The sequence below is a fragment of the Delftia sp. WY8 genome, from assembly GCF_018437695.1.
GTDB classification, from domain to species: Bacteria; Pseudomonadota; Gammaproteobacteria; order Burkholderiales; family Burkholderiaceae_C; genus Comamonas; species Comamonas tsuruhatensis.
In genome coordinates, this window is record NZ_CP049795.1 from 908,504 (window position 1) to 932,376 (window position 23,873).

The window sequence follows — 23,873 nt, forward strand, 5'->3', positions numbered from 1 at the left end:
CCACCACACAGACAAAAGAAAAGGAGAAAGCTCCCATGGATTCGACCAAGCAAGCACCCCGCCCCGCCCTGCACGGACTGCGCTCGGGCATGGCGCGCGCCGCACGCGGGCTGGCCGGCTGCGCCCTGGTGCTGGGCGCGCTGGCAGCGCAGGGAACGGCACAGGCACAGGACAGCTCCTCCATCGTTCTCAGGGGCAAGGACGGCTGGCTGTTTCCGGGCTGGGGCAGCCTGACCCAGGTGGACCGCGCCGGCATCACCGAATCCACGCGGCTGATCACCGAGGCGCGCAACCTGCTGGCCGCGCGCGGCGTGAAGCTGCAGGTGCTGCTGCTGCCCGACAAGGTGCGCTTCTACGCTGACAAAATGCCCGATGGCAAGGCCATGAGCGCCGATGTCCAGGGCCGCTACAAGCAGGTGCTGCAGGCGCTGCAGGGCGCAGGCATTCCCAGCTTCGACGACGAGGCCGTGCTGCGCACCGTGCGCGACAGCGGCAAGGACGTGTTCTACCGCACCGACCAGCACTGGACCCAGGCGGCGGCCGACGCCACGGCCGAAGCCACGGCCCGCATGGTCCAGGGCGAGGTGCCCCAGCTGGCGGGCCGCGCCGGCAGCGGCCTGGCCCTGGGCGACACCGTCACCGAGCGCCGCTATGGCGACCTGGCCGAGCTCTTTCTCACCGCCGAAGAGCGCAAGCAGGTGGGCCGCGAGGTCTATACCGTGCGCCGCCAGGCCCCCGCCAAGGGCCTGCTCGACGACGAGCCCGCGCCCGTCCATGTGACGGGCCACAGCATGGTCCAGCCCTACTTCGGCTTTCCGCAAAAGCTCTCCAGCCTGCTGGACCGCCCCGTCTCGCTGAACTGGAAGCCCGGCAACGTGGGCCAGTGGACCATGCTGCTGGAATATCTGGAGTCACCTGCCTTCAAGGCCCACAAGCCCCAGGTGCTGGTGTGGCAGATGTTCGAGCCCACCTACAGCTACGGCCCCAACGCGGCCGGCCAGTGGGACAACGCCTCCCTCATGCCCAGCGCCACCTGGCTGGAGCGGCTGCGCGCCGCACTCAAGGGCTGACCCGTGGACCAAGCCGCGCAAGACCTGCAAACCGACAAGGGCCACCGGCGCAATGCCTGGATCTGGGGCGCCCTGCTGCTGTCGGGCCTGGCCTGGGGTGGCTGGTCGCTGGCCCGCCACGGCCCCAAGGCCGGCGAGCTGCAGCTGTCGGCCTGGCTCGATGGCCGCGCGGGCACGGCGCTGAACAAGGGCCTGCGCCTGCCTGCGCAGTCCTCGCTGGAAACCGGCCAGGCCGCGCTGCGCTATCGCCTGCTGGGCGATACGGGCGCGCAGGTGGCCCTGGGCTGCCCGCAGTGGATGTTCTACCGCGACGGCCTGCGGCCCCAGCCCGGGGTAGGCGCCGCGCCCTTCGAGGCGCGCCAGCGCCTGCTGCGCCACTGGACACGGCAGTTGCAGGACAAGGGCATTGCCACCCTGGTGGTGGCCGTGCCCGACAAGTCGCGCATCGAGGCCGACCACCTGTGCGGCCTGCCCGTGGCACCCGTGATGCTGCAGCGCCTGGACCTGTGGCAGCAGCGCCTGCAGGCCGACGGCATTGCCTTTGCCGACCTGCGCCCCGCCCTGCAGGCCCAGGAACAGACGCAGCCCGTGTTCTTTCGCACCGACGTGCACATGAACGCCGAGGGCGCACGCGCCGCGGCCCTGGCCGTGGCCCGGGCCGCGCTGCCGCTGCTGGGCGGGCAGCGCGGCAGCCAGGCCTTCGAGGAGTCTGCGCCCGGGCCGCTGCAGCCCTTGCCCGGCGACCTGCTGGCCCTGGCCGGCCTGGCCGACGCACCGGCAGGCTGGCGCCCGCAGCGCGACGAAATACGCCCCCAGGCCATCACCCCCGTGCGCGGCGGCGGCCTGCTGGACGAGACGCCGCCCGTGCAGGTGCTGCTGGCCGGCAGCTCCAACGGCCTGCGCAGCAATTTCGCGCCACAGCTGGGCCGCGCGCTGGGCCATGAAGTCTGGAACCTCAGCATGGATGGCGGCCAGTTCAGCGGCGCCATGGTGTCCGCCCTCAAGCGCCGCGCCTCCTGGCCGGCCAGCCTGCGGCTGGTGATCTGGGAGTTCTCGGAAAACACCTTGTCCCTGCCCCTGACGGACGATGAAAAAGCGGCGCTCAAGGAGCTGGACGCCGCCTCCCCGCCTGCGTGAAACCGCCCGCTACATGCTGTTCAACTCCTATCTTTTCCTGCTGCTGTTCCTGCCCATCGCGCTGGCGGGCCACTACCTGGCCAGCGCCATCAGCCTGCGGCTGGCCGCGTTCTGGCTGTGCCTGACGTCCTTCGTCTTCTATGGCTGGTGGAACCCGCAGTTCGTCGCCCTGCTGGCCCTGTCCATTGCGTTCAACTACGTGGTGAGCCGGCTGATCCTGCGCTTTGCCGGCCATGCACGGCTGCAGGGGCTGGTGACTGCGCTGGGCGTGGGCGCGGATCTGGCGGCACTGTTCCACTACAAGTACTTCGCCACGCTGTTCAACTTCCTGGGCGAATGGGGGCTGACGCAGGGCGGCATGCACGAGCTGATCCTGCCCCTGGGCATCTCGTTCTTCACCTTCACCCAGATCGGCTACCTGCTGGACTGCCGCTCGGGCATCGTCAAGGAACGCAGCCTGCTCAGCTACGTGCTGTTCGTGACCTTCTTCCCGCACCTGATTGCCGGGCCCATCCTGCACCACAAGGAAATGATGCCGCAGTTCGCGCAGCCGGATAACTACCGGTTCCGCGCGGACAACCTGTCCATCGGGGGCACGCTGTTCGTGATCGGCCTGGCCAAGAAGGTGCTGCTGGCCGACGAGATCGCACCCTATGCGGACGCCGGCTTCGCCGCGCCCGGCGAGCTGCAGTTCTGGGCCGCCTGGGGCGCCAGCCTCAGCTACGCGCTGCAGCTGTACTTCGACTTCTCGGGCTATTCGGACATGGCCCTGGGCCTGGCGCGCATGTTCGGCATCCGTTTCCCGCTGAACTTCAACTCGCCCTACAAGGCCGGCAGCATCATCGACTTCTGGGCGCGCTGGCACATGACGCTGACGCGCTACCTCACGGCCTACCTGTACTACCCCGTGGCCATGGCCATCTCGCGCGCACGCGAAAAGCGCGGCCTGTCCGTGGGCTCCAGCGCCGCGCGCACGCCGGGCGGCTTTGCGGCCACCATCGTCGTGCCCACGCTGTTCACCATGGGGCTGGCGGGCATCTGGCACGGCGCCGGCCTGCAGTACGTGATCTTCGGCCTGCTGCATGCCTTCTACCTGTCGGTCAACCATGCCTGGCGCATCTTCGTGGTCAGCCGCAAGCCGGCCGCCGCCCGCAAATCGGGCCGGGGCGTGCAGGCGCTGTGCGTTGTCATCACCTTCATCGCCGTGCTCATCGCCCAGACCTTCTTCCGCGCCCACGGCGTGGGCGACGCCATGCTGCTGCTCAAGGGCATGGCCGGCCTGCGCGGCGTGGAGGCGCTGGAGTCGCTGTCCCACGTCCAGGGCCTGGCACTGGGCGATGCCATCCGCCTGGCCATAGGCCACCATATGCAGCTGGCCCTGGTGCTGCTGCTGCTGGCCATTGCCTGGTTCACGCCCAATGCCCACCGGATCCTGGGCCGCTTCTCGCCCGCCATGTTCAAGGTGCAGGAGGCGCCCCAGGCCTGGATGCGCTGGCGCCCCAGCGCGGGCTGGACGGCCGTGACCCTGGTCCTGCTCTTCCTGTGCCTGGTCAACCTGCACAAGGAAACCCGCTTCCTGTATTTCCAGTTCTGAAACGCCTGTTGGAGAAAAAAGCATGTCCCACAATGACATCGAAACCAAGATTGCCCAGATCATCGGAGCCATCATCCTGACCTCGGTCGAGCCCGATACGCTGCTGCTCGAATCGGGCCTGGTGGACTCGCTGTCCGCCGTGGACGTGGCCCTGGCCATCGAGAAGGAATTCGGCGTCAAGATACCGCCATCGGAGATCGACCTGCACCTGGAGTCCGTGCAAACGCTGGCGCAGTACGTGGCCGAGCAGCGCAAGGCGTGATGAGACGCCGGCACTGTCGGCCCGGCCTGCGCAGCCATCCCCATCCATCCACCGCCGCAAGGAGCCCGCATGCGATTCAGTTTTGACCGCTTCGACTTCATCGAGCCCGACGCCGGCACGCAGCGGCCGGCCGTCATCGATGCCGCCGGCACGCTGGGCTGGCAGCAACTGGCCCAGGCCGTGGAGCAATGGGAGCAGCAGGCGCTGGCGCGCGGCGCTCGCCGCGACGAGCCGCTGCTGATCACGGGGCACAAGGAGACGGCCTTTCTCGTGGCCATCCTCGGCTGCCTGCGCCTGGGCGTGCCCTTCGTGCCGGTGGACGTGATCAACCCGCCCGAGCGCATGGCGCGCATCGCCACGCTGGTGCAAGCCGGCCTGCGCTACGACGCGCAGGCCCGCAGCTTTGTGGACACCGGCATCGCCGCGCAGCCGCTGCAGGAAAAATCGCTGGCCTACATCATGTTCACCTCGGGCAGCACGGGCGATCCCAAGGGCGTGCAGATCGGGCGCGAGAGCATGGGCCTGTTCGCCGGCTGGATACGCGACTGCCTGGCCCTGGGCGAGGCGCCGGTGTTCATGGACCAGATGCTGTTCAGCTTCGACTTTTCGCTGTTCAACTGGATGGGCGCCCTGGTCACGGGCGGTGCATGCGTGCTGTGCGCGCGCGAGACCATTGCCGACCGCCAGGCCTTTGCCGCCTACCTGGCGCGCACCCATGTGAACGTCTGGGCATCCACGCCCTCCTTCGTGCGCCAGCAGCTGCTGGATGCCGACTTCGACCAGCAGCACCTGCCCGACCTGCGCGTCTTCGTCTTCGGCGCCGAATCGCTCACGCCCACCGTGGCCGAGGCGCTGTGGAGCCGCTTTCCCCAGGCGCGCATCATCAACTCCTACGGCCCCACCGAGGCCACCTGCTCCACCACCTGGGTGGAGATCGACCCCGCGCTGCGCCAGCGCGCGCCGCTGCCCTTTCCCATCGGCCGGGCCAAGCCCTATGCCGACGTCTTCCTGGACGAAGGCGAGATCTGCGTGGCCGGCGACCATGTGATGCGCGGCTACCTCAACCGCCCCGACCTGCACGCCACACGCATGTTCATGCGCAACGGCAAGCGCGGCTACCGCACGGGCGACCTGGGCGAGATCGACGGCGAGGGCCTGGTCACCTTCCACGGCCGGCGCGACGACCAGATCAAGATGCACGGCTACCGCATCGAGCTGGCCGAGGTCGATGCCGTGCTGGCCACCCTGCCCGGCGTGCGCGCGGGCGCGGCGGTGGCACTCAAGCGGCCCGACGGCTTCATCGTGCGCATGATCGGCTTCGTGGACCTGGACCGCAGCGGCCCGCCCGGCATGCACCCCCTGCCCGAAGACCTGGCCGGATGGCGCGAACTACTGGCCCAGCGCGTGCCGCCCTACATGATTCCGTCGGAACTGCTGGCCTGCCATGGCTTTCCGCTGACCCAGACCGACAAGGCCGACCGCAAGCAACTGGAGCGCATGTACCTCGACTCGCGCATGCGCCCCGCCCAATGAAACAAGGATCTGCAGGCATGACTTCCGTTTTTTCCGCTGTGAGGCGCCAAGCACTGTTCACCCTGGCCGGGCTGGCGGCCCTGTCCTGCCTGCCTGCAGCGCATGCCGAAGGCACGCTGGCCCAGCTGTACGCCGCGCGCCCCCCCGCAGGCTCGTCCTTCGTGCGCGTGGTCCACCCCGACCCGGGCAGCCTGCGCGTGAAGATCGCCGACGGCCCCGAGCAGACGCTGTCCGGCAGCAAGCCGGCCAGCAGCTACGCCATCGTCAAGGGCGACACGCCCTTTGCCATCCAGCTGGACGGCAAGAGCGCCGGCAGCATGAAGGTGGCGCCGGGCAGCTTCACCACCCTGGTGCCGCAGCGCCAGGGCAAGAACGCGGCCACGCGCTTCACGGCCATCGACGACTCCGGCGGCAGCCAGGACGCGCTCAAGGCCGAGCTGCGTTTCTACAACCTCACCACGGACTGCCCCCAGGGCAGCCTGCAGGTCGCGCCCGCGGGCATGCCCCTGTTCACGGGCGTGGCGCCGGCTGCATCGGCCAGCCGCTCCATCAACCCGGTCAGCGCCCAGCTCAGTGCCAGCTGCGCCAAGGCCGTCAGCGCGCCGCTGGCACTGCCCCAGCTGCAGCCCGGCGACCACTACAGCCTGTTCATGACGGGTACGGCCGCCGCACCCGTGCTGCGCGGCCAGGCCAGCGCCACCGACACCTACCGCCCCTGACCCAGCCCAAGGAGACCGACACAGACATGCGCACCCGCTCCGTATTGCGTGAAGACCACCTGCTGTTCAAGGAACAGGTGGACCGATTCGTGGCCACCGAGATCCTGCCCCACATCAATGACTGGGAGGCAGAGGGCATCACGCCGCGCGCCCTGTGGCGCAAGGCCGGCGACAGCGGCCTGCTCAATTGCGACCTGCCCCCGCCCTACGGCCAGGGCGGGGACTTCGGCCACGCGGCCGTGGTCATCGAGGCGCTGGCGCGTGCCAACTGCCTGGGCATCGGCTTTTCCATCCACTCCGACATGGTGGCGCCCTATCTCTGGAACTTCGGCACGCAGGTGCAGAAGGACCGCTGGCTGCCGCGCATGGCCACGGGCGAGCTGATCGGCGCCATCGCGCTGACCGAGCCCGGCGCGGGCAGCGACCTCAAGGCCGTGCGCACGCGCGCCCGCCGCAAGAGCGAGAGTGAAGGCGGCGGCTACGTGCTCAACGGCCAGAAGACCTTCATCACCAACGGCGTCAACGCCGGCCTGATGGTGGTGCTGGCCAGCACCGAGCCCGACCTGGGAGCGCGCGGCCTGTCGCTGTTCGTGGTGGAAGAAGGCATGAAGGGCCTGGGCAAGGGCCCGGCGCTGCGCAAGATAGGCCAGCACAGCCAGGACACCTGCGAGCTGTTCTTCGACGAGCTGCACCTGCCGGCCGACCACCTGCTGGGGCGCGAGAACGCAGCCTTCGAGCATGTGACCCAGGAGCTGGCGCAGGAGCGGCTGGCGATCGCGCTGCGTGCGGCGGCCTCCACCGAAGGCATGCTGGACGAGGCTGCCGAGTTCGTGCGCAACCGCAAGGTCTTCGGGCGCCGCGTGCTCGACTACCAGAACACCCGCTTCAAGTTCGCCGACGCGCTGGCCAGGACCACCATGCTGCGCGTCTTCCTGGACGACTGCCTGGCCCAGCACCTGGAAGGCTCGCTGGACTCCGTCACCGCCGCCATGGCCAAGCTCAACGCCACCGAGCTGCAGGGCCAGGTGCTGGACGAACTGCTGCAGCTGCACGGCGGCTACGGCTACATGGCCGAATACGGCATCGGCCGCGCCTGGGCCGATGCACGGGCGCTGCGGATCTTCGGCGGAAGCAGCGAGATCCTGCGAGAGATCATCGGCAAGCGCTTCTGACCCGGCAGCCATCGCGCTCAGCGGGCGGCGGCCTTCCACTCGCGCAGCAGTTGCCGGGCCTCCGGCGCGTCGTTCAGCACCCAGGGGTCGATGGCGAAGGCGACGACGCGCTGGGCGCCGTAGTCGCGGGCCACGTCCCACTGGCGGCGCACGCGCTCGAAGCTGGCCGTGCGCGCCTGGAAGTCCGAGCCATCGGGCCGCGTGGGCGGCAGTTGCTCGAACAGTTCCACGATGAGATCGAACGGCGCCCTGCGCTCGAGCAGCATCTGCTGCAGCGGTGCCAGCGCCTCGTAGTTGCGCAGTCCCGCCACGCCCACGCCGTCCTGCACCATGGGGCGCAGGGACACGCGGTCCAGCAGGATGCTCCACAGCGTGGGCAGGCTGCCCAGCGTCTGCAGCTGGCTGAAATAGGTGGAGATGCCGGGCACCTGGCCGGACGTGGCCGCTGCCGCCTGCGCCAGTGGCTGCAGTGCGCTCACCAGCAGCTCGACGCGCTCGGGCGCGGCCCAGTGGTATTGCTCCAGCTCGTAGGGGATGTACCAGCCGCGAAACGCCGCATGGCGCGGCCAGGTGCTGGCGTACATGTGGCTGGCGCCCTGCTCGGCAATATGCGCCAGATAGGGCGCGGGGCCTGCGGCGTTGGAAAGGCTGATCTGCTTCCACCAGCGCTCGTCATAGGGCAGGCCCAGGTGCACGCCCATGCCCAGTTCGGTGCAGATGTCCAGCAGGTCGGCGATCTGCGCGTCGGCCAGCATCCAGCTGTCCGCCTCGGTATCGCCCAGCAGGCCGCTCCATTGCACGAACAGCTCCCGGCAGCCCAGCGCCTGGGTGGCGGCCAGGCGCTGGCGCCATTGATCGCGCGGCATCTCCAGATGGCTGCGCCACGGCTGCAGGAAGCTGCCCGACACGGGCGCCGAAGCCGCGCAACCGACCAGCGAGGCACAGGCGGCGGCCGCGCCGGCGCCGAGGAATTCGCGTCTGGACAAATGCATGTTGGGGACGGCCGCAAGGCTGCGTGAAGGCAAGCGCCAAGAATACAGCCAAGCGGCACCGCCCCGCCCCAAGGGGGCCGGCCCAGCGGGGGTTGACCCGGCCGGGCTGAGGGTTGAATCAGAACCGACGATGAATTGGAGCCAAGGGGACGATGTCCGCGCAGATGTACTGTCGGCCCGAACCAGGCAAGGGCTTGCCGCCATTGGATCAAGTAGAAATGCCTCGCGCCACCCTGGGGTGGCGCGAGGCATTGGCGGGTAGGCCGTTGCTGGCCCTTGCCCTGGCCAGGGCGTTCTCAGGCCTTGGCCACGGCGGCCTCGGAAGGCAGGGCCTGCACGGGCTCTCCGTCCAGGGCGGCGTTGAGCTTGCTGTAGTCCAGCTCGTTTTCCCAGCGCGAGACCACCACGGTGGCCACGGCATTGCCCATGAAGTTGGTCAGCGAGCGGCACTCGCTCATGAAGCGGTCCACGCCCAGAATCAGGGCCATGCCCGCCACGGGCACTTCGGGCACCACGGCCAGCGTGGCGGCCAGGGTGATGAAGCCCGCGCCGGTCACGCCGGCAGCGCCCTTGGAGCTGAGCATGGCCACCAGCAGCAGCGCGATCTCATGGCCTAGCGTCAGGTGGGTGTTGGTGGCCTGGGCGATGAACAGCGCGGCCAGCGTCATGTAGATGTTGGTGCCGTCCAGGTTGAAGGAGTAGCCCGTGGGCACGACCAGGCCCACGACGGACTTGCCGCAGCCGGCGCGCTCCATCTTCTGCATCAGCGAAGGCAGGGCCGATTCCGAGGACGAGGTGCCCAGCACCAGCAGCAGTTCCGCCTTCAGGTAGCGCGCCAGCTTGAGCACCGAGAAGCCGCACAGCCGCGCCACGAAGCCCAGCACCACCACCACGAAGAGCAGCGAGGTGATGTAGAACGAGCCCACCAGCCAGGCCAGGTTCACCAGCGAACCCAGGCCGAACTTGCCGATGGTGAAGGCAATGGCGCCAAAGGCTCCCAGCGGCGCAGCCTTCATCAGGATGCCGACCAGCTTGAACACGGGCGCCGTCAGCGCCTCCAGGAAGTTCAGCACGGGCTTGCCCGCATCACCGACCATGGCCAGCGAGATGCCGAACAGCACGGCCACGAACAGCACCTGCAGGATGTTGTCGCCCACGAAGGGGCTGACCAGCGTCTTGGGGATGATGTCCATGGCAAAGCCGGTGAGCGTCAGCTCATGCGACTTGGCCACATAGCCCTTGACGGCGGCCTGGTCCAGGTCGGCCGGGTTGATGTTCATGCCTGCGCCCGGCTGCACCACGTGCGCCACCACCATGCCGACCACCAGGGCCAGCGTGGAGAAGAACAGGAAGTAGGCCATGGCCTTGAGGAACACGCGGCCCACGGTGCGCAGGTGCGTCATGCCCGCAATGCCGGTGACGATGGTCAGGAAGATCACCGGCGCGATGATCATCTTCACCAGCTTGATGAAGGCATCGCCCAGCGGCTTGAACTGCTCGGCATACTGGGGCTCGAAGTGGCCGAGCAGCACGCCTGCCACGATGGCGACCACCACCTGGAAATACAGCTGGCGGTAGAAAGGCAGCCGCTCGGGGCTGGCGGCGTGGGTGGGGACGGCATGCATGGTGCGGCTCCGGCGGTACTGTGTGGGGTGGGCGCACCACCAAGGTGCGGCGAGGTCCAGTTTGTACCGCTGGCGTGCTCCGGCGCCGATAACCTATTGGTATTAGGCGCAGGTGCTCTCCCTGGGAGAATGCACGCAGAATCAGGGTAATCCCCAACCCCTTCCCGCCCCTGGAAGGCACCAAGCTGGCGCCCAATCGGGTCCAGACCACCATGCCCCAACCCGTTCGACGCCCTTCACGCCGCTCCTTCTGGACCCTGCTGCTGCTGTTCGGCGGCATGCTCGCCTGCATGCTGCTGGCCGGTGAGCTGGTCTACCACCGCGCCCTGCGCGGCGAGGCCGAAAGCGTGCAGCGCCAGCTCAGCCTCTACGCCCAGGCCCTGGGCCAGCGCATAGACCGCTACCGCACCCTGCCCGAGGTGCTGGCGCTGGACGCGCAGCTGCGCGCCGCCCTCACCCACCCGCTGTCTCCCGCCGAAGTCGATGCCCTCAACCGCAAGCTGGAGCAGGCCAACGGCGCCAGCCAGTCGTCCACGCTGACCCTGATCGACCGCCACGGCACGGCCCTGGCCGCCAGCAACTGGCGCGAGACGCGCAGCAACGTGGGCGTGGACTACAGCTTCAGGCCCTATGTGCAGCAGGCGCTGTCGCGCGGCAGCGGGCGCTTCTACGGCATCGGCCTGACCACGGGCCTGCCGGGCTACTTCCTGTCGCAGGCCATACTGGACGAACAGAACGCCGTCGCGGGCCTGGTGGTGATCAAGATCGCGCTGCTGGAGCTGGAGCGCGAATGGCTGCAGACGCCTGACGTGGTCATGGCCTCGGACGAGCACGGCGTGGTCTTCCTGGCCAGCCAGCCCGACTGGCGCTACCGCCTGCTGTCACCCCTGAGCCCCGCCGACGAGGCGGACCTGGCCGCCACGCGCCAGTACATCGACCAGGAACTGCACCCCATGCGCTACCGGGTGCGCCAGGGCCTGGAGCAAGGCAGCCGCCTGGTGCAGATGCAGGAACCCGCCCTGCCCGGCACCACGCTGTGGCAGACCCTGCCCCTGCCCGGCAGCGACTGGCAGTTGCACCTGCTGCATGACACGCAGGCCAGCACCGTGGCCAGCCGCTGGGCGGCGGCGGCCGCGGCGGGGGGCTGGCTGGCCCTGGGCATGCTGGTGCTGTTCGTGCGCCAGCGCAGGCGGCTGGCCGCGCTGCGCCTGCGCAGCCGCCTGGAGCTGGAGACCGTGCTGCGCCAGCATGCCCAGGAGCTGCGCACGGCCCAGGACGGCATCGTCCAGGCCGCGCGCCAGGCCGACACGGGCCTGAGCCGCAGCCTGGAGCACCTGCCCCAGGGCGTGGTGGTGATCGATGCCGACCTCAACCTGGTGGCCTGGAACTCGCGCTACGTGGAGCTGTTCCGCTTTCCCTCCGAACTGCTGCGCACGGGCCAGCCCATAGAGAACCTGTTTCGGTACAACGCCCGGCGCGGCCTGCTGGGGCCCGGCCCCATCGAGGAGGCCATCCACCGGCGGCTGCAGCATCTGCGCAGCGGCAGCCCGCACCTGCGCGAAAGTACCAAGGACGACGGCACGGTGCTGGAGATCCGCGGCAACCCGCTGCCCGACGGCGGCTTCGTCACCAGCTATGCCGACATCACCAGCTACAAGAACGCCGCGCGCGAGCTGCGCTCGCTGGCCGATGCGCTGGAGCAGCGCATTGCCGAGCGCACGCGCGACCTGGCCGAGGCCAAGCGCGAGGCCGAGCAGGCCAACCGCTACAAGACCCGTTTCGTGGCCGCTGCCGTGCACGACCTGCTGCAGCCTCTGAACGCCGCGCGCATGTTCAGCTCCCTGCTGCGCAGCCATCTGCATGACGAGGCGGGCCGCCACGTGGCCGACAGCATCGACGGCGCCCTGGCCGCGCAGGACGCCATCCTGGGCAGCCTGCTGGACATCTCGCGCATGGAATCGGGCCAGCTGGAGGTGCGCGTGCGCGACTTCGCGCTGGGCCCGCTGCTGCAGGTCATGCGCCACAACTTCGGCATCCTGGCCGAAAGCCGGGGCCTGCGCCTGAGCGCGGTGGACACGCGCTGCGTGGTGCGCAGCGACGAGGCCCTGCTGCGCCGCATCCTGCAGAACTTCCTGTCCAACGCCATACGCTACACGCGCCAGGGCCGCATCGTCATCGGCTGCCGGCGCCAGGGCCAGCAGTTGCGCATCGAGGTGCACGACCAGGGACCGGGCATTCCCGAGAGCCTGCAGCACGAGATCTTCGAGGAATTCCGCCGCCTGGACGAGGGCCATGGCGACGACCGTGGCGCCGGGCTGGGCCTGGCCATCGTCGAGCGCCTGGGCCGGCTGCTGGGCCATGAGATCGGCCTGCGCTCGCAACTGGGCCGGGGCAGCGTGTTCTGGGTCTGCGTGCCGCTGGGCGACCCGGGCGCCGTGCCGCAGATCGCCGCAAGCGCGCAGACCGGCGACCCGGACCAGGATGCACCGCTGCAGGGCATGAACGCCTGGTATGTGGAGGACGATCCCCAGTCCTGCACCGCCATGCGCGCCCTGCTGCAGCGCTGGGGCTGCAGCGTGCCGCTGGCCGGCGGCCCGGCCGAGGCGCTTGCGCTGGCCGCGCCCGGCGAGGCGCCGCAACTGGTGCTGCTCGATGTGCGCCTGGGCCAGTTGCACGGCCCCGATGTCTACGCGCAGCTGTGCCAGCGCTGGGGCCAGTCGCCGCCCGTGATCCTGGTCACGGCCGAGCGCGACGGCATGCTGCGCCGCCAGGCGGCCGAGCGCGGCTGGGGCTTTCTGGCCAAACCCGTGCGCCCGCCCGCGCTGCGCGCGCTCATGAGCCAGATGCTGCTGCGCCACCGGTAGGGGCACGGCACGCAGCGGCATGGAGTTCAGGCCGTGCCGTCGTTCTCCAGGCTCTTGACCAGCACGGCAGCCTGCGTGCGGCTGTAGCACTCCAGCTTCTTGAGAATGGCCGTCACATGCACCTTGACGGTGTTCTCGGCCAGCCCCAGTTCATGGGCGATCTGTTTGTTGAGCAGGCCGTCGGCCAGGCACAGCAGCACGCGGAACTGCTGGGGCGTGAGCTGGGCCAGCCGCGCGGCCAGCGCGGCGTCGGCCTCGGAGCGCTCGGCGGCCATGGGCGGGAACCAGCTGCCGCCGTCCAGCACTTCCTGCAGGGCCGTGCCTATGGCCTCGGCCGGCGCCGACTTCGGAATGAAGCCTGCAGCACCGAACTGCTGGGCACGGCGGATCACGCGCGGATGGTCGTTGGATGAGATCACCACCACCGGAATGTCGGGGTACTCGCCGCGCACATGCAGCAGCGCGGAGAAGCCGCGCGCGCCCGGCATGGCCAGGTCCAGCAGCACCAGTTCGATCTCGGGGTGCTGCTGCAGCGCCGCCCCCAGGGTCGCAGCGCTTGCGGCCTCCAGCACGGCGAACTGCGGCAGGGCCTCGCGCAGCACATGGATCACCGCAGCGCGGAACAGCGGGTGGTCATCGGCAACGAGCAGGGTGGATTCGGACATGGGCGCGAGTCTGACACGTCTGCAAACACATGCCCGGCTCATGGACCCCCGTGGAGGCCGGTGGCCGGGTTGCAGGCTGGCACGCCGTTTGCAATCAGTTGCAGCCACAGGCCTGGCAACAGGCGGAAATCTTCCTCCAACCGACGAACAAGGAGCCCTGAATTGACCTTTGAGCCCTCTTGCAAGGACCTGCTGCACAGGCCTGGTGCCCCGGCCCCAACCCAGTGCACGGCAGCGTTCAAGCCGCGAGAGTGCAAAACACAAATTAAGTTTCGTCATAACTGTGTCAAAGACACCACTTTCTGGCCGGTGCAATGGCTGGGATGCGTTGTAATACGCGGCTTAGCCAGTCTGGACTGCCTCGCGCGCGCACCGCAAAGGCACGCCGACACCGGCCGGACCCTGATGCGAAAACGCCACTGTCCCAGGTTTGCCACATAGCCCGCCCAGGGCGTTTGCCTCATCGTCTGCCCCGGTCACAGCACTGGCCAACCGTTTCCACTATCCAACAATGAAAGACTCCTCAACATGAAACGTTCCTTCATCGCACTGGCCGCTGCACTGGCCTGCGCCGGCGCTGCACACGCCCAAAGCTCGGTCCAGCTGACGGGCCTGGTGGACGCCTATGCCGGCTCCATGCGCATGGCTGGCGACGCCAGCGGCAAGGGCGTCGTGGGTTCGGGCGGCATGACCACCTCCTGGTGGGGCATGAAGGGCCAGGAAGACCTGGGCGGCGGCCTGAAGGTCGATTTCCAGCTGACGGCCTTCATGCGCGTGGACACCGGCAGCCCCGGCCGCTTCGACGGCGACCCGTACTTCTCGCGCGATGCCAACGTCGGCCTGTCCGGCGGCTTCGGCACGGTGCGCCTGGGCCGCGGCATGGCGCCCAACTTCCTGCCCACCATCCTGACCAACCCCTTCGGCGACTCCTTCACCATCTCCCCGCTGGTGCTGCACGCCAACGTGGGCACGGCAGCCTGGGGCTCGGCCAACCTGACCACGCCGTCGGACACCGGTTGGAGCAACCAGATCGTCTACAGCACGCCCAAGTTCGGCGGCCTGCAGGCCAACGTCCACTACCAGTTCGGTGAAAAGGGCGGCGACTCCGGCAAGAAGAACATCGGCGTGAACGCCATGTACTTCGGCGGCCCCCTGAGCCTGGTGGCCTTCTACGAGCGCGCCCAGATCAGCAACCCCGTGAGCCTGGCCGTCATGCCCACCAAGACCGACTGGATGCTGGGCGGCACCTACAACTTCGAAGTGGCCAAGCTGTACGCGACCTATGGCCAGGCCAAGGTCAAGGACCTGGACCGCAAGAACAGCACCTACTCGCTGGGCCTGGACGTGCCCGTGAGCAGCGCCGGCACCATCAAGGCAGCCCTGGCCCGCACCAAGGCCGAGATCGGCGCCGTGGACTCCACGCGCACCACGGCCAGCCTGGGCTACGACCACTACCTGTCCAAGCGCACCGATGTGTACACCGTGCTGATGCACGACCGCATCACGGACCTGAAGTCGGGCACCAGCCTGATCGCGGGTATCCGCCACCGTTTCTAAGGCGACGCCTGGCCTGCCAGCACGGGCCGGGGACTTACGTCCCGAACTTTCAGCGAGGCCCTGCCTCGCTTTTTTTTAGGCCTTCTGAAGATCGATAGGGAATTTCTCCCACCGCTTTTTTCACGAACGTCAAGAGAGAAAGCGATTGTCCGACAGCCACGCTGCGCAATCCGGTGTGCAATGGAGTCCAGGCCCAGCCCCATGCTCTGCCTGCGCTGCCAGACAGGAGGTGCACCATGCGCAGACCCAGCCCCTTCGGACGTCATCCCTTCATTGCCTTCACCGCCACGGTATTGCTTGCCGTCGCCGCCAGCGTTGCCACCTTGTGGCTGGACAGCGCCGCCCCGGCCGCAGACACCTTGCTGCAAAAAGACCCGGGCGCCCTGCTGTCGTCGATGTAGGCCCTGCAAGCGCCTGCAAATGCCTGCTCAGCGCCATCCCTTTCGGACTGGCGCTGTTTTCATTTGCCGGCCGATGTGCCGGTTGATGTACCTGCCGATGCGCCCCCACCGCTGGCCGTCTTCTCCAGCAGCGCCAGCCTGCGCCTGACGGCCTGGGCCTTGTCCACCTCGCCCGCCTGATCATGGGCCCTGGCCTGCAGCAGCAGCCACGCCATCACCGCACGGCGCCAGCCCTGGGCCGAGGCGGTCTCGGCACCCAGCTCCAGCAACTGCGGCTGTGCCGCCCCCGCCCGCAAGGCCGCGCCGGCCGCCACCAGCCGGGGCAGCGGCTCCTTGATGGCGCTCACGGCGGCCAGCGCCGAGGCAGGCGCACCCAGCAGCGCCTGCGCCACGGGGCGCTGTAGTTCCGGCAATAGCGCAATGTCTTCGGGCCGGGGCCTGCCTTGCAAATAGCGCGCATAGGCGGCCTCCGCCGGCGCCGCGTCAAGCGCCAGCGCCTGGTAGCCGGGGCAGTCGTCCCATTCGAGACTGGCCACCTGGGCCGCGCAGCGCATCAGCTCCAGACGCGCGGCCAGGTCGGTGCGGCCCGTGGCGGCCACCTCGGCGCGGGCCTTGTCCCATTCCAGGGCCTGCACGCGCTGGCGGCCTTCCAGGTAGGCGGTGGAGGCGCGCTGGGACGCAGATTCGGCATTCAGCGCCCAGTCCGGTGCGGGCGGGCGGCTGCTGCAGCCGGCCAGCACCACGGTCAGCACGGCGCCGGCGGCGGCATGGCGCGCCAGGAGGGTTGCGGCAGAAAGTTTCTTGGCGGCAGCACTCATGGCAGCTTCAACTCCGGTTGATGGGCAAACGGCCACTTGCGCTGCAGGTCGGCCAGCACGCCTTCGAGGCGGCGCAGGTTGCCCTCGACCTCGGCGCGCAGGGCGCCCAGGTCGGCCGTGGCCTCGCGCGCATTGGAGCCCACGGCCTGGGCCTCGGCCAGCACGGCGTCCACCTTGCCCAGCGTGCGGCGCGTGTCGGCCAGCAGGCCGTTGAGCTGCACCACGGTGGAACGCACCTCGGGCATGACGCCGCCGGCGTCGAACACCTGGCTGTCGGCCCGCGCCACCATGCGCTCCATGCGGGCCAGCGTGGCGTTGGCGCGGTCCAGCAGGGCCGTCACCTTGCGCGCCTCCTGCTCGCTGCCCATGACCACGCCCAGCACGCCGCCCGGCCCCTGGGCCCGGCCGGCCAGGCCGCGCAGCTCGGTCAGCGACCCGCCCAGGGCCGAGTCCGGCGCGGTGAGCTGGGCGATGTTGCCCAGCACTTCCTTGGCCGTGGACATGATCTGCGGCAGCTCGGCCGTGGCATCGCCGCGCAGCACGGGGCGCACGGCCTCGTCGGGCAGCGGCGGATCGCTGAGGATGCCGCTGTAGGCCTTGATGGTGGTGCCACCCACCAGCCCCTTGACCAGGGTGAAGACGCTGGACTCGCGCAGCCAGTGCGCGTCCTTGCGCGGCACGTCGATGAGGATGCGCACATTGCCGTCCTCGGCCAGCTCGATGCGGCGCACGCGCCCGATCGGAAAGCCCGAGAAGGTCATGTTCATGCCCACGCTCACGCCCTCGGAGTCGTCGGCCGTGAGCACCAGGCGCTGCGTGGCGTCGAACACGCCGCGCGAGTACAGCAGGTACAGGGCCGATCCAAGAATCAGCACCAGCGTGAACAGCAGCAGGCCCGCGGCCTTGGCGCGCAGGTGCGCCACGGGCTTGAGGGCCTCGATTTCCTCGCCGTCCCAGGGGTCTGGCGGCGTGCGCCGCGTATCGGTCATGGCATTCCTTGTTCTGGCACGGGCCTTGCCGTGCATGTGGGGTTCGTGGAGTTCAGCGGGCGTGCTCAGTAATAGTTGCCCATGAGCGAGATCACCTCGATCACCAGCAGCACGGCAAACATGCGCGCAAAGCCGCCCAGCGCCGCGCCGCCGAGCCGGTGGCGCCGCAGCGGCGCATACAGGCCCGAGGCCATGGGCATGATGGCCACGGTGAGGCTGAAGAACCAGGTCTTGAGCACGAAGACCAGGGTCACGGCCGGCGTGAAGATCTGGCCGAAGATGCGCGTGTAGCCGGGCAGGCCCGCCAGCGTGAAGCCATAGACGCTCAGGTAGACGGTGACCAGGGCCACCACGCAGCTGAGCACGGCCAGCGTGACCGAGGCAAACACGCCACCGGCCGCGCGCGGCACCAGGGCCATGCGCAGCGGGTCGGAGCCGCGCTCCTGCCAGGCCTGGAGCTGGCCCCGCGCGCGCAGCTGCGCAATCAGCGTGCCGTTGGGAATGGTGCAGCGCATGGCCACGAACAGCGCGGCCGTCAGCGGGATCAGCTCGATCACCAGCACGCGCACCACCATCTCCAGCGCATAGCGCGACAGCCCATAGCTCAGCGCCGTGACGATGACGATGCGCGTGATCACCGCGCACAACAGCGCCGCCAGCGCCGTGAATCCCAGCAGGATGGGCCCGGTCTGCACATAGATCTGGTGCGCCATGGCACGCCGCGCGCCGCGCCGGTAGCTGGAAGGGGACATGGCCAGCACCAGCAGCACGGCGCCCAGGTAGACGCTGCGCCACCAGGCCAGCGCATGGTCGCGCAGCGCCGCCCAGATGCGGTCGGGAAGGGACAGGGCTGCGTGGCTGAGGCTCATCGGTCGATGATAGCGAGCCGTACCGGGACGGTCCGTCGGACGCCGGCGCAAGACAGGCAGCTGCGGACGGCGCTACACATGGCGCTTGGCGCCGGTACTGCCCAGGGCGGGTGTCAGCGGTTCGTCGGCCTGGGCGTGCAGGGCCTCGATCAGATGGCAGTAGCTGGCCGACCCGTCGCACTGGCTGCGCAGCTGCATCAGCTCATGCTCCAGCGCGCGCAGCTCGGCCAGGCGCTCGCGCACATGGCCCAGGTGGGCATCCAGGGTTTCGTTGGCGGCCACGCAGTCGGCCTTGCTGGCGCCGTCCAGCGCCAGCAGGGTGCGCACCTCGTCCAGCGACATGTCCATGGCGCGGCACAGGCGGATGAAGCGCAGCCGGTGCACATCGCTGTCGCTGTACAGCCGGTACTGGTTGTCCTCGCGCACGCCCGCGCTCAGCAGCCTTTCCTTCTCGTAGTAGCGGATGTTGGCGGCGGCCACGCCGGAACGCTTGGCCGCCTCGCCGATGCGCCAGCGCGCAGATTCATGCTGTGACATGCTTGACCTTGAAGTGACTTCACCGTTTCCAATGCTCGCATGAACTCCAATCGCCTGCCAAGCCCTCAGGGCAACGAGGCCCTGAAAGCCTTCCCAGCCCATTCCACGCCCGCCTCGACTTCGCCGTCTTCCGCCTGCGGCACCGATTGCTGCGCGCCCTTCACCATCACCCAGCCCACGCCGGCCCGCAAGAAGGCCCATGGCCACTCGCATGCGCACGGCGAGGGCCATGGCCACGATCACGACCACAATCACGACCACGGTCACGACGAGAGCGATCCCCATGCCGGCCACGACCACAGCGTGCTGCCCGGCTGGCCGCGCATCACGGCCGCGCTGATTGCAGCCGTGCTGGCCGAAGCCGCCCACTGGCTCAGCGGCTCTCAGGGCGGCGTGCCGGCCCTGCAATACGGCGGCATGGCCGTGGCCGTGCTGGCCATTGCCCTGTCGGGCCTGGGCGTCTACAAGGCCGGCATCCGCGACGTGCTGCGCCTGAAGCTGGGCATCCACGCGCTGATGGCCATTGCCGTCACGGGTGCCTTCGCCATCGGCCAGTGGCCCGAGGCCGCCATGGTCATGGCCCTGTACGCCGCGGCAGAGCGCATCGAGGACCAGGCCATGGACCGCGCGCGCAATGCCATCCGCAGCCTGCTGCAGATGGCGCCCGAGACGGCCGACGTGCTCCAGCCCGATGGCAGCGTGCAGCGCGTGGCCGCCGCCGACGTGGCGCTGGACGCCACCGTGCGCGTGGCCCCCGGCGCGCGCGTGCCGCTGGACGGCGTGGTCCTGCGAGGCCAAAGCTCGGTCAACCAGGCCCCCATCACCGGAGAAAGCGCTCTGGCCGACAAGGCCCCGGGCGACGAGCTCTACGCCGGCAGCATCAACCAGGATGGCGAGCTGCAGATGCGCGTCACCTCGGCGGCCAATGACAGCCTGATTGCGCGCATCGTCCATGCCGTGGAGCAGGCCCAGGCCTCCAAGGCGCCCACCCAGCGCTTTGTCGACCGCTTTGCCGCCGTCTACACGCCCATCGTGCTGGTGCTGGCCATTGCGCTGGCGGTTCTGGCACCGCTGGTCATGGACTGGAGCTGGCATGACGCGGCCTACCAGGCTCTGGCCCTGCTGGTCATCTCCTGCCCCTGCGCCCTGGTGCTGTCCACCCCCGTCACCGTGGTCAGCGCGCTGACGGCGGCTGCACGCCGCGGCCTGCTGATCAAGGGCGGCCAGGCGCTGGAATCGGCGCGCAAGCTGCGCGCCATTGCCCTGGACAAGACCGGCACGCTGACCACGGGCAGCCCGAAGCTGGTCGAATGGAAGTCCTGGAGCGAAGAGGATGCAGCCCGGGACGCCGCCCCTGGCCCCGCCCTGCCCGCCGCGCGCGCCCTGGCCCTGGCCGGCCGCTCGGACCACCCGGTCTCGCGCGCCATTGCTTCCGGCCTCCAGGCTGATGCCGCCGTGGCCGCCGATGCCGCGCGGGCCTCGGTCAGCAAGCTGCTGGCCCTGCCCGGCCGTGGCGTGCAGGCCGAGATCGACGGCCAGCTCTGGACCCTGGCCAACCTGCGCTGGGTGCAGGAGCAAGGCTGGGACAGCGCCGCGCTTCGTGCCAGCCTGGCCACCCATGAGGCCCAGGGCCGCACCGTGACCCTGCTGGCCGACAGCAGCGGCGTGCGGGCCCTGTTCACCGTGGCCGACCCGTTGCGGCCCCAGGCCCGCGAGGCCGTGGCACGCCTGCAGGCCCTGGGCGTGCAGCCCGTGGTGCTCAGCGGCGACAACACGGCCACCGTGCGCTCCATCGCTGCCGAAGCCGGCATCCAGGATGCGCGCGGCGGCCTGCTGCCCCAGGACAAGCTCGACGCACTGGCCGAGCTGCAACGCACACGAGGCCCCACCGCCATGACGGGCGACGGCATCAACGACGCGCCGGCCCTGGCCCAGGCCGACATCGGCTTTGCCATGGGCGGCATGCACAGCACGGGCATGGCCATGGAAACCGCCGACGTGGTGCTGATGAACGACGACCTGCGCCGCCTGCCCGAGGTGGTGGAGCTGTCACGCAGCGCCCACGCCGTGCTCTGGCAGAACATCGCCCTGTCGTTGGGCGTCAAGCTGGTGTTCTTCGCGCTGGCCCTGGCCGGCAACGCCAGCATGTGGCTGGCTGTGCTCGCCGACATGGGCGTGAGCCTGCTGGTGGTCGGCAACGGCCTGCGGCTGCGCCGCTGGGGCAGCGACAGGGAGGCGGCATGACCGACGCCCAGCGCCGTGCCGCCTTCACCCACCTGCTGCACAGCTTCCGTTCAAGCCAGGACCAGGCGCCCGCACAGCGCTGGCTGCTGCTGGAGGCCAGCCATGTGCTGGGCCAGCAGCTGCTGGGCCTGCACTGGCGATCCCACTGCTGGATGCTGCGCCACGCGCTGCAGATGCGCGACGGCAGGGAGGTCGCCGGCCAGCTGCTGCGCCTGGCCCTGGTGCCCGCAGGCCATCTGCTGGACCGGCTGCCGCGCGGCAACACCGGCCGCACCACGGTGCCGGCCACCCTGCCCATGGACATGCCACCCGCCATATCGGCGCTGATCGCCGAGGCACTGCGCACCACGCGCCGCCCGCCCGGGCAGAGGGCCCGCACCTGAGGAACTTCGTGGCACCGTCCGGTATCATCCATGCCTATGCGTCGCCCCTTGTCCATTGTCCTGGTCTTGCTGCTGGTCCTGCGTGGCCTGCTGGGCGATGCCATGGCCATGGGGGCGGCTCCGGTGATGGGCGTCCCGGCTCCGGCCGTCGCATTGGCGTCGGACTCCGCACTCCACCACCATGCGCCGGAGATAGCGCAGACGCCGGACAGCCATGAACGGCATCCGGCACACGCCACGGAGCAGCCCTCTCACCCCTCGCATACGTCGCACGCCGAGCACAGTGCAGACTGCTCCTCCCAGGCCGGCAGCCCTGCGGGCGGCAGCTGCGGCGAACATGAACATGGGCCCAGCTGCACCCTGTGCGGCATCTGCCATTCGGCCCTTTTCACCCCTGGCCAGATCGGTTCGGACGGCGCTGCGCCGTCCGCCGCACTGCGCCCCCAAGGCAGCACGCGCTTTGCCAGCGCGGCCAAGCTGCAGGCCATCAAGCCACCCATTTCCTGAAGCCTGACGCCCGAAGTGCGTCCGCGCCATCCCTGCCGCCCGTCCATGGGCAGCCCGTTCTCGGGCATGGCAGGGCGCTTGGCTGCGGATGCGTCACCCGTTACGCATTCAGGAGATCACCATGCGCCGAGCGCATTTTCTCGCCCCCCTCATCCCCCTCATCCATTTCGGGCTGGCGGCCCTTGCCACCTCCAGCCCCGCGGCCTGGGCCCAAGCCCATGACGGCAGCCTCCCCCCGGCCTCTTCCTCCGCAGGCCTGACCGGCGCCATCGATCCGGCAGCCGCCAGCCTGCCCCTGCGCCATGCGGCCCTGCCGCCCAGCGGCGCCGTGGAAACCGAACTGACCGACTGGCGCCAGGCCAACGCCGCCGTGGCCGAGTTTCCCAACGGCCATGTGGACATCCTGCGCTGGGAGGCGGCCCAGGCCGGCCGATCCACGCCTGCGCCGTCCCCGCACGGCTCTCACATGCAGCACGGAGGCCGGCCATGAAGCGCACCGTCTTCGCCCCCACCCGGCTGGTCGGCGCCATGGCTGCCGTGCTGGCCCTGGCCGGCTGCGCCAGCATCTCGCCCGACGGCCTGCGCGGCGCGGTCCAGTCCCATACCGCCAGCCGCCTGCCGGACGGCGCCGAACTGCCGCCAACCGATCTGCAGGCCCGCGACGCGGCGCAGCAGCGCATCGACGAGTGGCTGCGCCAGCCGCTGGACATGGACCAGTCCGTGCGCATCGCACTGCTCAACAACCCCGGCCTGCAGGCGCGCCTGGCACAACTGGGCGTGCAGGATGCAGACCGCGTGCAGGCCCTGACACTGCCCAACCCCACGCTGACCCTGGGCCGCATGGTCAACAGCGACGAGCGCGAGATCGAGCGCCAGCTGAGCTTCGGCCTGGTCAGCCTGATCACCCTGCCCTGGCGCAGCCGCTGGCAGGGCATGCAGATGGAACAGGCCACCCTGACCGCCGCGCAGGACGTGCTGCGGCTGGCCGCCGACACGCGCCGCGCTTGGCTGCGCGCCGTGGCCGCACGCCAGCAGCTGGCGTCCAGCGAGCGCATGCACGAGGCGGCCGAGGCCGGTGCCGAGCTGGCGCGGCGCATGGCCCGCGTGGGCAACTTCAGCCGGCTGCAGCAGGCGCGCGAGCTCAGTATCCAGCAGGACACCGCAGCCCAGCTGGCGCGTGCGCGCCTGGCCGCCACGGCCGAGCATGAGCAACTGGCCCGCCTGATGGGCCTGTGGGGACGGCGCATCGATTTCAAGCTGCCCGACCAGTTGCCCGCCATCCCGCAGGCCGCCACGCAGTTGCGCGCCGGGGACGATGCCGAGGCCACCGCGCTGCGCGAGCGCCTGGACCTGCGCGCCCTGCGCCGCGACCTGGACCATCTGGGCGAGCGCCGGGGCTGGGCGCGCGCCGGCGCCATCTTCGGCGACATCGGCCTGGGCTACAGCCGCAACACCGCCACGGACCGGGCCACCGGCCACAGCGATGTGACACGCGGCTGGGAGATCGACCTGCCCCTGCCGCTGTTCGACTGGGGCGGCGCCGCCAGCGGCCGCGCGCGCGCCGAGCTGCAGCGCAGCGCGGCCCAGCTGCAGCAAGGCGCCATCCAGGCGCGCGCCGAGGCGCGCAGCAGCTGGATGCGCTACCGCACGGCCTGGGACCTGGCCCACCAGCAGCAGGCCGAGGTGCTGCCGCTGCGCCGCTTCATCCAGGACGAAACCATGCTTCGCTACAACGGCATGTTCGTCAGCGTCTGGCAATTGCTGGCCGAGGCCCGCAGCAGCGCCCAGGCCGTGGCCACCGCCACCGATGCGCAGCGCGACTTCTGGCTGGCAGAGACCGACCTGCAGCTGGCTCTGGCCGGAACCTCGCCAGGCACGGTCGAGGCCGCATCCAGCGCCGCCGCACCCACTCCTACGAACACAGCGAGCCACTGA

At 69.7% G+C, this 23,873-nt stretch carries 22 protein-coding genes; 15 read left to right on the forward strand and 7 right to left on the reverse strand.

Annotation, left to right across the window (positions count from 1 at the left end):
- Positions 1-35: 35 nt before the first annotated feature.
- The 7 genes from G4D77_RS04000 (at position 36) to G4D77_RS04030 (ending at position 7,487) form a co-directional block, all read left to right on the forward strand.
- Positions 36-1,070: an alginate O-acetyltransferase AlgX-related protein gene (locus tag G4D77_RS04000; protein WP_154834664.1), complete on the forward strand. Its 1,035-nt coding sequence runs from the start codon at positions 36-38 to the stop codon at positions 1,068-1,070.
- 3 nt (positions 1,071-1,073) lie between these two features.
- Entirely contained in the window at positions 1,074-2,207 is a 1,134-nt protein-coding gene (locus G4D77_RS04005) for an alginate O-acetyltransferase AlgX-related protein (RefSeq protein ID WP_154834665.1), read from the forward strand.
- 13 nt (positions 2,208-2,220) lie between these two features.
- On the forward strand, positions 2,221-3,801 hold the full coding sequence (locus tag G4D77_RS04010) for an MBOAT family O-acyltransferase (protein WP_154834666.1): 1,581 nt from the start codon (positions 2,221-2,223) through the stop codon (positions 3,799-3,801).
- 22 nt (positions 3,802-3,823) lie between these two features.
- Positions 3,824-4,063, forward strand: coding sequence for an acyl carrier protein (locus G4D77_RS04015; protein ID WP_016449889.1), 240 nt, complete (start codon positions 3,824-3,826; stop codon positions 4,061-4,063).
- Positions 4,064-4,132: 69 nt separating this feature from the next.
- The gene (locus G4D77_RS04020) at positions 4,133-5,596 is read left to right on the forward strand and encodes an AMP-binding protein (RefSeq protein ID WP_154834667.1); all 1,464 of its coding nucleotides are present in this window, start codon (positions 4,133-4,135) and stop codon (positions 5,594-5,596) included.
- Between the two features lie 17 nt (positions 5,597-5,613).
- Positions 5,614-6,315 (forward strand): alginate O-acetyltransferase AlgF, encoded by a 702-nt coding sequence (locus tag G4D77_RS04025; protein ID WP_154834668.1) that lies wholly within the window; start codon positions 5,614-5,616, stop codon positions 6,313-6,315.
- A gap of 26 nt (positions 6,316-6,341) precedes the next feature.
- Positions 6,342-7,487, forward strand: a complete 1,146-nt coding sequence (locus G4D77_RS04030; RefSeq protein WP_154834669.1) for an acyl-CoA dehydrogenase family protein — start codon at positions 6,342-6,344, stop codon at positions 7,485-7,487.
- A gap of 17 nt (positions 7,488-7,504) precedes the next feature.
- On the opposite strand, the gene G4D77_RS04035 is transcribed toward G4D77_RS04030, so the two are convergent.
- Both G4D77_RS04035 and G4D77_RS04040 read right to left on the reverse strand, forming a co-directional pair.
- Positions 7,505-8,479, reverse strand: a complete 975-nt coding sequence (locus G4D77_RS04035) for a DUF4434 domain-containing protein (RefSeq protein ID WP_154834670.1) — start codon at positions 8,477-8,479, stop codon at positions 7,505-7,507.
- Positions 8,480-8,775: 296 nt separating this feature from the next.
- Complete coding sequence (locus tag G4D77_RS04040) at positions 8,776-10,104, reverse strand: dicarboxylate/amino acid:cation symporter (RefSeq protein WP_043791482.1); 1,329 nt, start codon at positions 10,102-10,104, stop codon at positions 8,776-8,778.
- Positions 10,105-10,316: 212 nt separating this feature from the next.
- On the opposite strand from G4D77_RS04040, the gene G4D77_RS04045 reads away from it, so the two are divergent.
- Positions 10,317-12,968 carry a hybrid sensor histidine kinase/response regulator gene (locus G4D77_RS04045; RefSeq protein ID WP_154834672.1) on the forward strand — a complete coding sequence of 884 codons (2,652 nt, stop codon included), beginning with the start codon at positions 10,317-10,319 and terminating at the stop codon, positions 12,966-12,968.
- 26 nt (positions 12,969-12,994) lie between these two features.
- Here the strand turns inward: G4D77_RS04045 and G4D77_RS04050 are convergent, their stop codons facing one another.
- Complete coding sequence (locus G4D77_RS04050; RefSeq protein ID WP_016449908.1) at positions 12,995-13,633, reverse strand: LuxR C-terminal-related transcriptional regulator; 639 nt, start codon at positions 13,631-13,633, stop codon at positions 12,995-12,997.
- Between the two features lie 528 nt (positions 13,634-14,161).
- Here G4D77_RS04050 and G4D77_RS04055 point away from each other — a divergent pair.
- Both G4D77_RS04055 and G4D77_RS04060 read left to right on the forward strand, forming a co-directional pair.
- Complete coding sequence (locus tag G4D77_RS04055; protein ID WP_016449909.1) at positions 14,162-15,190, forward strand: porin; 1,029 nt, start codon at positions 14,162-14,164, stop codon at positions 15,188-15,190.
- Positions 15,191-15,426: 236 nt separating this feature from the next.
- The gene (locus tag G4D77_RS04060) at positions 15,427-15,591 is read left to right on the forward strand and encodes a hypothetical protein (protein WP_016449910.1); all 165 of its coding nucleotides are present in this window, start codon (positions 15,427-15,429) and stop codon (positions 15,589-15,591) included.
- Positions 15,592-15,650: 59 nt separating this feature from the next.
- On the opposite strand, the gene G4D77_RS04065 is transcribed toward G4D77_RS04060, so the two are convergent.
- From G4D77_RS04065 to G4D77_RS04080, 4 genes are all read right to left on the reverse strand, one after another.
- Positions 15,651-16,409: a hypothetical protein gene (locus tag G4D77_RS04065; RefSeq protein WP_154834673.1), complete on the reverse strand. Its 759-nt coding sequence runs from the start codon at positions 16,407-16,409 to the stop codon at positions 15,651-15,653.
- A complete protein-coding gene (locus G4D77_RS04070; protein ID WP_213757903.1) occupies positions 16,406-17,398 on the reverse strand; it encodes an MlaD family protein in 993 nt (330 codons plus the stop codon). The genes G4D77_RS04065 and G4D77_RS04070 overlap by 4 nt, the downstream gene beginning before the upstream one ends.
- A 65-nt stretch (positions 17,399-17,463) precedes the next feature.
- Positions 17,464-18,267, reverse strand: a complete 804-nt coding sequence (locus G4D77_RS04075; RefSeq protein WP_012204765.1) for an MlaE family ABC transporter permease — start codon at positions 18,265-18,267, stop codon at positions 17,464-17,466.
- 72 nt (positions 18,268-18,339) lie between these two features.
- Positions 18,340-18,804, reverse strand: a complete 465-nt coding sequence (locus tag G4D77_RS04080; RefSeq protein ID WP_154834674.1) for a Cd(II)/Pb(II)-responsive transcriptional regulator — start codon at positions 18,802-18,804, stop codon at positions 18,340-18,342.
- Positions 18,805-18,843: 39 nt separating this feature from the next.
- Here G4D77_RS04080 and G4D77_RS04085 point away from each other — a divergent pair, with 39 nt between their 5' ends.
- The 5 genes from G4D77_RS04085 to G4D77_RS04105 all read left to right on the forward strand — a co-directional run bounded on the left by G4D77_RS04085 (position 18,844) and on the right by G4D77_RS04105 (position 23,873).
- Positions 18,844-21,048 carry a heavy metal translocating P-type ATPase gene (locus tag G4D77_RS04085; protein WP_154834675.1) on the forward strand — a complete coding sequence of 735 codons (2,205 nt, stop codon included), beginning with the start codon at positions 18,844-18,846 and terminating at the stop codon, positions 21,046-21,048.
- Entirely contained in the window at positions 21,045-21,431 is a 387-nt protein-coding gene (locus tag G4D77_RS04090; RefSeq protein WP_154834676.1) for a DUF3703 domain-containing protein, read from the forward strand. The genes G4D77_RS04085 and G4D77_RS04090 overlap by 4 nt, the downstream gene beginning before the upstream one ends.
- Before the next feature lie 48 nt (positions 21,432-21,479).
- Positions 21,480-21,938 (forward strand): hypothetical protein, encoded by a 459-nt coding sequence (locus G4D77_RS04095; RefSeq protein WP_227740790.1) that lies wholly within the window; start codon positions 21,480-21,482, stop codon positions 21,936-21,938.
- Positions 21,939-22,059: 121 nt separating this feature from the next.
- The gene (locus G4D77_RS04100; protein ID WP_154834678.1) at positions 22,060-22,428 is read left to right on the forward strand and encodes a hypothetical protein; all 369 of its coding nucleotides are present in this window, start codon (positions 22,060-22,062) and stop codon (positions 22,426-22,428) included.
- Complete coding sequence (locus G4D77_RS04105; protein ID WP_213757904.1) at positions 22,425-23,873, forward strand: TolC family protein; 1,449 nt, start codon at positions 22,425-22,427, stop codon at positions 23,871-23,873. Before G4D77_RS04100 ends, G4D77_RS04105 begins: the two co-directional genes overlap by 4 nt.